Genomic DNA, 11,983 nt, shown 5'->3' with positions numbered 1-11,983 from the left:
TCCTTCCCCCAGCGGTCGTCCGACTGTCAACTGCGCCGATCGGTCAAGCTTCGCCGCGACCCGCTCGACCCGCCTGCCGCGCCAGGTTGATCCGCGCGCGCGCCGCCGCGCTGAGCCGCCGCACCCCGAAGAACCGCGCGACGTCGGATGGGTCGAGCGCGGTCCCTGCGAACCCCAGTTCCTCGATCGCAATGTCCTCGATCTGCCGGATGTCGTTCGCCCCCGCCGGCGCGCGCGCGCTGCGCCACCCGCGCCGCTGCTCGGCCGAGCGCCAGACGAACACCGATCCGCCGGCCTCGCGCGCGACATCGAAATCGCGCTGGGCGGCGGCCATCACCCGATCGCGGATCACCCGCCCCGAACGCTGAAAGCCGTGCGCGCGGGCGATCCGCTGGACGAGCAAAGATTCGGCGATCGGTGCTTCGCGTTCGACGATGGTGCGGATCAACGACTTGAGGGTTGAGTCATAGGCGGGTTCGTAAAAGGCGATGGGGTCGGTCGCGTCACACACCCGCGCGAGGTCGACCATGGCGTACGCCGCGGGGGCTTGCGGTGCCGCACGGGCGAACAGCGGCTCGTCGATCGGCAGCGGCTGGTTCACCGGTCGGATCAGGTGCGCGAGCGTTCCAGCTGATCGCTGGTCGCCCACGATCGGCCTGTCGAGCAGCATCAACTCGTCGTCGACGTCCTGCCACGCGGCGCCATGGTCATTCTCGACGGGCTCGTCGTTCTCGACATAGGAGACCGGCGGATCGAGCGGACGCGCCTGCGGCTCGGCCTCGGCGCGCGCGATCGCCGCCGCGCGATCGGCCTCGAGCTGCTGCTCGATCTGCCGATGCAGCTTCTCGGTCGCGCGCTCCTTGTCGATCCACCAGTCGGTCGACCACACGCGCGCCAGCTTCCACCCCAGGCTCTCCAGGATCGACGCGCGCACCTTGTCGCGATCGCGCGCGGTCGCAGCGCTGTGATAGGTGGCGCCGTCGCATTCGACTCCGAGCAGGAAATCACCCGGCCGATCGGGATGGACGATGCCCAGATCGATGCGGAACTTCGACACCCCGACTTGCGGCACCACGCGCCACCCGCGCCGCTGCAGCGCGCACGCCACCGCCTCCTCGAACGGCGAATCGGCGCCGCCCATCGAACCCTTCACCGCTTCGGCCAGGGCGCGCGGGCCGCGCTCGGCGAATTCCAGGAAATGCTTGAGGTCAGCGATCGCGCGCTGGCTGGTCCGGGTGAGATCGATCATCCCCGGATCGAACGACGTGAATATCTGCATCTCGACCCGCGCGCGGGTGACCGCAACGTTCAGCCGCCGCCAGCCGCCATCACGATTGAGCTTTCCGAAATCCATCGACATCGTCTTGCCCGCGGGCTCGGTCGGGCCGAAGCCGATGCCGAGCAGGATCAGGTCGCGCTCGTCGCCCTGCGCGGTTTCTAGATTGCGCACCACCACCGGCTCGAGCAGCTCGTCGCTGAAATAGGGCTCGATCTCTGGATGCACGCGCCGCGCCTGGTCGAGCAAATCCTCGACGAGCTTCATCTGCTCGGCGTTCATCGTGATGATGCCGATCGTCAGGCGTTGGCCTTGCGGATCGACGAACCGCGGGTCGCGCAGACGGGCGACCGCGGCGTCGACGATCGCCTGCGCCTCGATCGGGTTCGTCCGCCCCGCCCCGCGCGCATACACCCCCTCGACGCGTCGCCACGACACCGCGCTCGATCGGGTGACCGGCGCCGGAAACGTCACCAGCTTGCCGTCGTAATAGCGATGGTTCGAGAAGGTGATCAGGCTCTCGTGCTGGCTGCGATAATGCCAGTCGAGGCTGTGCTGTGGCACGCCAGCGCCCAGACATTCGTCGAGAATGCTGTCCATATCGGCTTCGGTATCGTCGTCCTGCGATATCGACGACGCGCCGCGCGCGAAATCGTTCGACGGCGGCATCTGCCGCGGATCGCCGGCGATGATGACCTGTCGCCCGCGCGCCATCGCACCGATCGCGTCCCATGGCGTGATCTGCGACGCCTCGTCGAAGATCACCAGATCGAACAGCGCCTGATCGGCGGGAAGATATTGCGCGATCGACAGCGGGCTCATGAGCATGCACGGTGCCAGCCGGGTGAACGCCTCGCCCATGTCGGCGGCAAGCCGCCGGATCGGCTTGTGTGCGCGCTGCAGCTGCAGCTGGTGCTTGAGCACACCATACCCGTCCTTCTTGCCGACCTCGGCGCGATCGGGGATCAGCCCGCACAGCTTGGCGCGGATGTAGCGGACCGACAGCGCGCCCATCCGCTCGTCGACCGCCCTGAACCTCGCGATCCGATCCTCCTGCTCGCCCCCCATGAAGTGGGTGAGCAGCGGCTCCTCGTCGATCCGGGTGGCGGCGAACCAGCGCGCATACCCCACCTCGAACGCCGTCGCGGCATCGGCGGGTTCGACCGCGCCGCGCTCGAGCGCCTCGACCAGCGGCAGGAGGCCGGCGCCGACCGCGGCTTCGCGGACGCGGCGCCAGCTCGTCCAGGCATGCAGCCGCCGCGCATGCTCGTCGACCGCGACCGCGCGTCGCTGTAGCGTTTCGAAATTGGCAGCGGCGTCGGCACCCGAAAGCGCATCGAAGCTGGCGACCGCCTCGTCATAGCTCGCAATGGCGTGATCGAGCCGCGCGACCGCGCCTGCCACCACGCCATCGGGCGCGAGCAGCGCGTTCGCATCGAGCGCCAGCCCCGATACCGTGTGCCGCAGTTCGACCAGCGTTTCGGGGCATCGTGCTTCGGCGGCGATCGCGGCCAGCAGCGCCTCACCAAGCGTAATTGCACGGTCGACTTGGGCGGCATCGCTTTGCAGCCCCGCCCATCCCGGTATGCCGCCGACCTTCGCCTCTAGGCCGTCGATCCGTGCGAGCAGGTCGCGCATCGCGGCCAGCGTCGCAAGATCGGCCGCAACGTCGAGCGGCTGGCTCGCCCCGCCCGCCTGCGCCAGATCGCGCGCGACGCGCCGCTTCGCCAAAGTCGCGAAGATCCAGAACCGGCGCTCGGCATCGCTCCACGCCGCGCGCATCGCCGCGAGATCGATCCGCCGCGCCGCCTCGGGGGCGTAGGTGGTCGTCAGCTCGGCTTCGCGCTGCCGATATTCGTCGAGCAGCCGCAAGCCCTGTCGCGCCGCGGCGACCCGCTCGGCGACATCGGGCGCGAAGGCGAAGCCGAAGTCGCGGCCGTGCATCGCCAGCAGCGATCGCGCGAAGACCGCGCACCGGCCGATCGCCGCGCGGTCGCTCGCCTCGATCGGCAGCCCGGTCGCCTTCTGAACCGCCGCATGCGCCGCGAGCAGCGCCTCGATCGCCGGCGGGACAGCCCCCGCGGCGGCGACGATCGCCTCCTGCCAACCGTTCGACCATTGGGTGCGCGCGACCCCGTCTAGGTCCAAGGTCACCCCAGCCACTTCGCTGCGCGCGATGCCCAGCCTGCGCGCGACATCGCGCAATTGCACCATGTCGGCGGCATCGTGGCGTTGCTGCCCATCGAAGCTGAATTTGGGCGTGGCGGGGCCCGCATCGCGAACGGTCCGGCCGATCGCCGCATGGATCGTCCAGCCGTTGGGCTCGATCCGGTGCAGCAGGCGGACGACGTCGTTCAGCCCGTCGCACAGCCGCCGTGCCTCAGCAGCCTCGGTGGCCCACTCGTCCTGCGTCAGCGCATCGCGGATCGACCATGCGCGATCGAGCTGCTGCAACACCGCGGTCTTGGTGGCCTTGGCCGAATGGAGTTCGAGGCAGAACGGCGCCAGCCCCTTGTCGCTCAGTCGCCGATGGACAACGTCGAGCGCGGCCTTCTTCTCGGCGACGAACAGCACCCGCCGCCCCAGCGCAAGGTTATGGGCGATGATGTTGGCGATCGTCTGCGACTTGCCGGTGCCGGGCGGACCATCAAGTACGAAATCGTGCCCCTTGGCCGAGGCGACCACCGCGGCGAGCTGCGAACTGTCGGCGGGCAGCGGGGTGAAGAGCGTCGAGGGGTCGATCTGCGCGTCGAGCGCGTCGGCGCGCGGAAACGGCCCCTTCGCGCCGACGACATCGCCGTCGCGCTCGATCAGATGGCGGACGAGCGGACTTTCCTTCAGCCGGTCGGCGCGGTCGACCAGATCCTTCCACATCAGATATTTGGCGAAGGAAAAGGTGCCGAGCACCACCTCGGGCACCACCTCGAACCCCGCCATGTCACGCACCGCCGACCGCACCATCCGCCACACCCCGGCAACATCGACCCCGCTCGCATCGGCGGGCAGCTCGCCGTCGAGCCCGGGGATCGCCAGTTCGAAATCCTGGCGGAGCAGTTCGAGCAAGGTCAGGTTGAAGCGGGGCTCGTCCTCGTGCCGGGTCATCACGACCCCCGACAGCGCGCTTTTGCGCTCGAGCCGTACCGGCAGCAGGATCAGCGGCGCGCGATAGACCTTTTCCTCCGACGCGCTCTTCTTCCATTTCAGGAAGCCGAGCGCGAGATAGAGCGTGTTGGCGCCGCCTTCGTCGAGGTCGGACTTCGCCTTGCGGAAAAGCTCGATCAGCAGCGCGTCGAGCTTGTCCTTGCCCAGCAGCGACAACGCCTCACCCCGCGCCAGCGCGGCCTTTGCGACTTCCTCGCGCAGGTTGGACTGCGTCTGCTGCTCGTACAGCTTCTCGTCGCGCCCGCCGGCATCGAGTTCGGGCATCGGCACGACGCGAACCTTCTTGCCCGACGACAGAATATCCTCGAGCGCGCCGGGGTCGGGACATGCCAGCTTCAGCACCTTAGCGCCCTCGGGAACGTGCAGCAGCCGGTTGCCCGTGGTGAGGTTGAGGAGCTTGCGCTGCCATTGGCGGATCCGGTCCCCGGGCGTGTCCGGCGCCTCGCCAACCTCGACATCGAATGCGGGCAGCGCGGGGGCGGCTTCGAGCCCCTCCGACGCCGAAGAAGGGCGCTCGTCGAGCCGCGCTCTTGCCGTTACCGCAACCCCGAGCGGTCTCACCCGCTGCATGCGGGCGCGGCGGATGTCGATCGCCATCTTGAAACCGGCTTCGGCGTCTTCGGCGATCTGACGCCGGGCCGCTGCCATCGCATGGCTGAAGCTTGCCGGTGGTGTGTGCGTCGCCAGCGTGGTTTCGAACAACAGCAAATCGTCTAGGTCGAAACGGCGCCGCAACGCGGCGGCCTCGTCGGTCAGCAGGTTCGCGAACTCGACCGGCTGCAACCAGACGCCGGCAAAGGCGTGCCCCTGGGTCATCACTACCAGCGGGTTGAGCCCCGCCTGTTCGAGCGCCGCCGCGAACAGCAGCGCGGTATCGAGGCAGGTTGCGACGCCACCGTGGAGAATCGCGCCCGGCGTGCGCACTTTCTGCCCGGCGCGTTCGAAGCTGGCGGGGGGTAGCGCATAGGCGATACGCAACCCCGCCACCGCCGACCAGATCGCCGATGCCAGTTCCCAAACCCGCTCGCGCTTGCCGCTGGCATAGCCGTCGAGCGCGTCGGGCTTGCCCGCGCGGCGAAGAACGTCGGACGCGGACTTGAGGACGCGATCGACCGCGGGATCGTTGGGCATGACGAACGCGGGGAGCAGCTCGGCCATCGTGCCGAGCCCGCCCCATTCATTGTGCGCGAGCAGCTCGACGCGGTGGCGTGCCTCTACCAGCGCCTCGCCCTCAGCAGATTCGAGCGTGAGGGTCAGGGTACCGGCGATCGACTCGCTCAGGTCACCTAGCAGCGCGGCGTTCAGATCGACATCGCGATCGGCGATCCGCAGCGCATCGCCGGGCGCCATCCGATCGATCCGCCAGGTCTTTTGGCTTAAAAACGGAGGATCGGACGAAAGGGTAAGGCGAAGATCTTCGACGATCCTTTCGTCGCTATGGCGCAGCTCCAGCTCGCGCAGCAGCGGCACCGCATTCTGGTGCGAGGCAAACCCGATCTTGGCTGAAACCGTCGCGTCGATCGTCCAAGTCATAGGTCATCCCTTTGCTTATCCGCAACAGACCGCGACCATCACCACCGAACAATGACGCACCCAGACACACAGTGCCCGGCATCCACAGTCGGTTCGAGCAGGATGTCTAATCTGGGGCTATCGTCATGAATGCGCGGAATGCAGCACATGGCCCAGCATCGGGCGAAGTTCGCGCAGCGACTGTTCCACGGCGTTGCGGCCCGCCGGCGTAAGCCGCACATCGCTACGTCGCCGATCGGTGTGTACCTGGCCCCGACACACCAACCCCTTATCTTCGAGCATCCGAACCATCCGCAGGCCGGTCGTTGTCGGTGCTCCCGATGCTACCGAAGCGCTCGTAACCGAGATCGCGCGCCCCTCACCGGCCGAGGCATATAGATCGAGCAAGATATACCAAGCCGGTTCGCCCAGCAGTTCGGCCGGGAAGAACTTCGACCGCCGCTGACCAAAGTCGTACAGCTTGCGGGCAAGGAGGGTGAGGTCGGTCGATGCGGGGGTTGTGCCGCAGGTGGCGACTTCGCGTGCCGTCTCCTTGGGCACCGAACGCGGTGCCCTTGCGCCATCACGGCGTTCGGCAGGGTCCCGATAGGGCAAGAGCAGGCTGGGCACGTGTTGCATCATCGAACCTTGTGCTGCGCCATCGGGTGCATGAAACCACCCGATGATCGTGAAATTTGACGCCTATTCGGCAGGGCATCGATCGGGTGCAGATGGCCGAAACCGAGTTGGTTCGGGTTGTCCGATGCGATGGAGGACGATCGTTCTCGAGCGGGTAGCGCTATGCGTAGGACCAGGCGCGATCGATCCCGTTGCGGAGCAGCCTTCGCCGATGGCGGTACGTGCCGGCGGCTAGGATCAGTAACGCCGGGTAGCCAGAAAAGGCGTGAAACACCGCGTAAACCTGCGGCACGATCGACGGCGCAGCCCAGACCGCGGTATGGCCCAATAATCCGACACCGACACACGCGGTCATCGCCATCGGCCAATATCGGTTCGCGCGCAGTGCCAACGCCATCAGGGCTACCGCCATCGCCGCGTCGATCGCGATGATCCCCATTTCGGCTGACCGGAAGGTCACGAAGCCGACCGATCCCACCACCATCGTCGCAGCCACCGCCGCCGCGATAATCGCGGCGGCAATGCGCTCGGGTGCTCCCCCATACGCAGCCGAATAACTGCAGCATATGAGAAGCAGAACGAGGAACAGCACGACGTTCATCAACCGTGGCCCCAAACATGGCACAGTCACCCGGTCAAGTACGTCAGGCTACCAACCGTAGGGGCCCCTCGACGCCGGGGTCCGCCGCAGCGCTCGGGGGGCAAGGGAAGACGTCGCCGAACGCGGTTACATCGAGGCCGATCTCCTCGCCGGCTTCGCGCAGCCGGTCATGCGCGCGTGCCATATGATGGCGAGCGCGCACCATCAGCGCGAGCGCTTCGGCGGCGTCGCTGAGCGCGCCCTGCCCCGTGCCGAACGGCAGTTGTGCGGCGATACGGGCGGCGGCAATCGATCCGGGCAACCGCGAAAGGTCGGCCAAGGCAACGTCTATGGCGCGTTCGCCGGCAAATAGGGCGGCGGCAACCGAGAGCGCTGATTTGTCATGTTGAGCAAGCATGTCTATCCCCTTCCCGCCGGCGCAGCCGGCGGACCCATCATCCAAAAGTCGACAAAGCCTAGAGTTGGGCCGCTTCTAGGATGCGAGCCAAGCCTTCGGCGGCGGTAACCAACAAGCTGAGCGCCAGGACAACGCCGATCATCAAACCGACCGTCCAGGCCAGGCGAACAATAGGTGCTAGGTCATTTTGCCTTCCCCCTGCCTGCGACGACCGCGACCAAAAAGCCGTTCCGAACGCAGCGGACAGCGGATCGAAACGCGACCGTTTCTCCTCGGCAACCCCCGCGATGTTCAGGCTTTCCGACCCGTGCATGTCGTCGAACAACCCATCGGGTAAGGCATGTCGGTCAGCTAGGGCAACGTCCGGCGTTTGATATGCGGCACGCTGCAGAGGAGCATGTATCAGGCTTTGATATGCGTCCTGCTCGACCTGCCGGACGAGCCGGGCGGCCTCGAAGCGGTTATCGACGCCCAGTGTCTGGATTGCGATTCGCAACCGCTGATCGACGGTATGCGGCGATATGCCCGTCGTCTTGGCAATCTCCTTCGACGTGCGACCTTCCATGACCAGGCGCAGACAAGCCAGCTGCCCCTTGTTCAGACGGCTAACCGAGTCGAGGCGATCCTGTTCGCTGGAGGCAGACATGGGGATTTCAACCATGCCCGGCCTATGCCACCAGGAGGGCGCATGCGAAGCGCGCCATCCCTCGGCGTTTTGCTCCTCTGCTTCGCTGCCCTGGTGCCATAGGCACTGCGCTTCGCGCACCTTCCGACCGAACGACCCAGCCAAGTTCGGCGCAAGGCAACGCATCTTGCGCGGACGCCAAGCGCGCCCAAAAAAGGTCAGAAATATCGGCTGGTTGATGCATCCGCTCTACTCAAGGTCCCGGCGTTCGATTGTCCCGCCAAGCCCCGTACGCGGCGGGTGCACAATACTCAGAATAGGCCTTTTTCGAGTGCCACTCCTGGCCGATTTTATAGTGGATTGGCGTAGATCGGGCAACTGCCGAAGGCCGGCCTGCTTGATCACCAGCGCCGGAGCGAGCGATCGACGGCCAGCCCGGCAGGTGGGGGGGCCGTTACGCTCATTGGGCAAGGCAAAATGCGTCCAGGTCGCCTGCGCCGCCGCGAACCTTGAGATCCTTCGGGCCGAGCGGGGTATCCTCTGCAGGATCCAGGCGACTCGGCGCCGACACAGAGCGACAAGTGACGTGCGCGCCCACCGGCGCGAAGCGGGTCGATCGTGCGTCTCGCCAGGCGCTGATCTAAAAAATCAGCAAAAAAAGTCCGCCGCAGGATGTCCTGGGCGGATGGGGGGGGTGTTTGGTTGCGGGGACAGGATTTGAACCTGTGACCTTCAGGTTATGAGCCTGACGAGCTACCGGGCTGCTCCACCCCGCGCCAAAGACGTTTAGCCGCCCGGCGGTCCTTTTTGGGGACCGGCGGGCGGCATGACATATGAATGGGTTTTTCTCAAAGACAACACCGGCTGCAATGCCTGGCGACGACCTACTCTTCCATCGCTTAGACGATAGTACCATCGGCGCAGTCTGGTTTCACGTTCGAGTTCGAGATGGGATCGAGTGGGTCACAGACGCTATAGCCACCAAGCAATGAAGCCGGTGTAGTCCTTGGGTTTTCAAATCGATGCCCGTGCAAGGCTTGTTGCTTATCATCCACACCTAGACAGCAGCGCTGTCATTGATGGTGGGACTCTTCAAGCGCGAATAGGACAATTAGGACTGGTTAGCTCCATGGATTACTCCACTTCCACATCCAGCCTATCAAGGTCGTGGTCTTCGACCGTCCTGTGAAATCTTATCTCGAGGGAGGCTTCCCGCTTAGATGCTTTCAGCGGTTATCCCGTCCATACATAGCTACCCTGCTGCGCTCCTGGCGGAACGACAGGTACACCAGAGGTATGTTCAACCCGGTCCTCTCGTACTAGGGTCAACTCCTCTCAAATTTCGACGCCCACGGCAGATAGGGACCAAACTGTCTCGCGACGTTCTGAACCCAGCTCACGTACCACTTTAATTGGCGAACAGCCAAACCCTTGGGACCTGCTCCAGCCCCAGGATGTGATGAGCCGACATCGAGGTGCCAAACGATTCCGTCGATATGAGCTCTTGGGAATCATCAGCCTGTTATCCCCGGCGTACCTTTTATCCGTTGAGCGATGGCCCTTCCACGAGGGACCACCGGATCACTATGACCGACTTTCGTCTCTGCTCGACTTGTCAGTCTCGCAGTCAGGCTGGCTTATGCCATTGCACTCTAACAGACGGTTTCCAACCGTCTTGAGCCAACCTTCGCACGCCTCCGTTACTCTTTAGGAGGCGACCGCCCCAGTCAAACTACCCACCACAGAGGGTCCCTGAACCGGATAACGGTTCTAGGTTAGACATCAGAAAACAACAGGGTGGTATTTCACCTATGGCTCCACGTCAGCTGGCGCCGACGCTTCAAAGCCTCCCACCTATGCTACACAGTTCTTTCCTAATGCCACTCTGAAGTTGCAGTAAAGGTGCACGGGGTCTTTCCGTCTAACCGCGGGTACTCCGCATCTTCACGGAGAATTCAATTTCGCTGAGCATGTCCTGGAGACAGTGGGGAAGTCGTTACGCCATTCGTGCAGGTCGGAACTTACCCGACAAGGAATTTCGCTACCTTAGGACCGTTATAGTTACGGCCGCCGTTTACCTGGGCTTCATTTCAGAGCTTGCACTCCTCCACTTAACCTTCAGGCACCGGGCAGGCGTCAGGCCCTATACGTCGTCTTGAAGCCGACTTAGCAGAGCCCTGTGTTTTTGCTAAACAGTCGCTACCCCCTGGCCTGTGCCCCCCATAAGAGCTTGCGCTTATATGGGGCCTCCTTCTTCCGAAGGTACGGAGGCAATTTGCCGAGTTCCTTCAGGACACTTCTCTCAAGCGCCTTGGTATACTCTACCTGACCACCTGTGTCGGTTTCGGGTACGGTCTATACGGTGGGGCTATTTCCTGGGACCTCTTCGAAGCACGTCCAATCCAATAAGGACGTACAACACACGAGATCCGTCACACACCACCAGGTCACGGAATATTAACCGTGTTCCCATCGACTACCCCCTTCGGGCTCGTCTTAGGGGCCGACTCACCCTGCGCGGATTAGCCTTGCGCAGGAACCCTTGGTCTTTCGGCGAAAGGGCATCTCACCCTTTTTATCGCTACTCATGTCTGCATTCGCACTTCCGATACCTCCATGGTCGGTTACCCTTCCACTTCGCAGGCGTACGGAACGCTCCGCTACCGCGTGATCCAAAGGATCACACCCTAAGCTTCGGTGCACGTCTTGAGCCCCGTTACATTTTCGCCGCAGGATCTCTTGTTTAGACCAGTGAGCTGTTACGCTTTCTTTAAAGGATGGCTGCTTCTAAGCCAACCTCCTGGTTGTTTTGGAAATCCCACATGCTTTCCCACTTAGACGTGACTTGGGGACCTTAGCTGTAGGTCAGGGCTGTTTCCCTTTTGACGACGGACCTTAGCACCCGCCGTCTGTCTCCCGAATAGTACTCCTGGGTATTCGGAGTTTGGTTAGGTTTGGTACAACTCGCGTCGCCCTAGCCCATCCAGTGCTCTACCCCCCAGGGTATTCATTCGAGGCTCTACCTCAATAGATTTCGCGGAGAACCAGCTATTTCCCGGCTTGATTGGCCTTTCACCCCTAAGCACAACTCATCCGACAATTTTTCAACATTGATCGGTTCGGCCCTCCAGTGCGTGTTACCGCACCTTCAGCCTGGTCATGCATAGATCGCCGGGTTTCGGGTCTAATGCATCGAACTCAGTCGCCCTATTCAGACTCGCTTTCGCTTCGCCTACACCTAACGGCTTAAGCTTGCTCGATACACTAAGTCACAGACCCATTATGCAAGAGGTACGCTGTCACCCCATAAAGAGGCTCCAACTGCTTGTAGGCAACCGGTTTCAGGTACTGTTTCACTCCCCTCATCGGGGTGCTTTTCACCTTTCCCTCACGGTACTAGTTCGCTATCGGTCATGTACGAGTATTTAGGCTTGGAGGGTGGTCCCCCCATATTCAGACAGGGTTTCACGTGCCCCGCCCTACTCAAGTCCTTATCTATCACTTTCGCATACGGGACTGTCACCCGCTATGGTCCAACTTTCCAGATGGTTCTGCTAGTTGAAGATAAGGCACTGGCCTGGTCCGCGTTCGCTCGCCACTACTAACGGAATCTCGGTTGATGTCTTTTCCTCCGGGTACTGAGATGTTTCAGTTCTCCGGGTTCGCTTCACCAAAGCTATGTATTCACTTCGGTGATACCATCCCCAATTAACGCGGCCGCTGATCGCTCAACGGCTGAATTAATTGGTGAAGGTGGGTTCCCCCATTCGG

General features: G+C 63.4%; 5 protein-coding genes, 1 tRNA gene and 2 rRNA genes (1 of these 8 only partly in view). All 8 read right to left on the bottom strand.

Features of this window, described 5'->3' with window-relative positions:
• Positions 1 to 43: 43 nt before the first annotated feature.
• Complete coding sequence (locus NMP03_RS14355) at positions 44 to 5,971, bottom strand: DUF3320 domain-containing protein (protein WP_256506153.1); 5,928 nt, start codon at positions 5,969 to 5,971, stop codon at positions 44 to 46.
• A gap of 123 nt (positions 5,972 to 6,094) precedes the next feature.
• The gene (locus NMP03_RS14350) at positions 6,095 to 6,511 is read right to left on the bottom strand and encodes a helix-turn-helix domain-containing protein (protein WP_256506152.1); all 417 of its coding nucleotides are present in this window, start codon (positions 6,509 to 6,511) and stop codon (positions 6,095 to 6,097) included.
• Positions 6,512 to 6,749: 238 nt separating this feature from the next.
• Positions 6,750 to 7,190, bottom strand: coding sequence for a hypothetical protein (locus NMP03_RS14345; RefSeq protein WP_256506151.1), 441 nt, complete (start codon positions 7,188 to 7,190; stop codon positions 6,750 to 6,752).
• 43 nt (positions 7,191 to 7,233) lie between these two features.
• Positions 7,234 to 7,509, bottom strand: coding sequence for a hypothetical protein (locus tag NMP03_RS14340; RefSeq protein WP_256506150.1), 276 nt, complete (start codon positions 7,507 to 7,509; stop codon positions 7,234 to 7,236).
• Between the two features lie 136 nt (positions 7,510 to 7,645).
• Positions 7,646 to 8,248 carry a helix-turn-helix domain-containing protein gene (locus NMP03_RS14335; protein ID WP_256506148.1) on the bottom strand — a complete coding sequence of 201 codons (603 nt, stop codon included), beginning with the start codon at positions 8,246 to 8,248 and terminating at the stop codon, positions 7,646 to 7,648.
• Between the two features lie 663 nt (positions 8,249 to 8,911).
• Positions 8,912 to 8,988, bottom strand: a tRNA-Met gene (locus NMP03_RS14330).
• A 95-nt stretch (positions 8,989 to 9,083) separates the two neighbouring features.
• Positions 9,084 to 9,198 (bottom strand): 5S ribosomal RNA (rrf, locus tag NMP03_RS14325).
• Between the two features lie 105 nt (positions 9,199 to 9,303).
• A 23S ribosomal RNA gene (locus NMP03_RS14320) occupies positions 9,304 to 11,983 on the bottom strand; it runs 113 nt beyond the window's last position.

The sequence above is a fragment of the Sphingomonas qomolangmaensis genome (assembly GCF_024496245.1).
Lineage (GTDB): Bacteria > Pseudomonadota > Alphaproteobacteria > Sphingomonadales > Sphingomonadaceae > Sphingomonas > Sphingomonas qomolangmaensis.
This window is presented reverse-complemented; position numbering and strand designations above follow the sequence as displayed.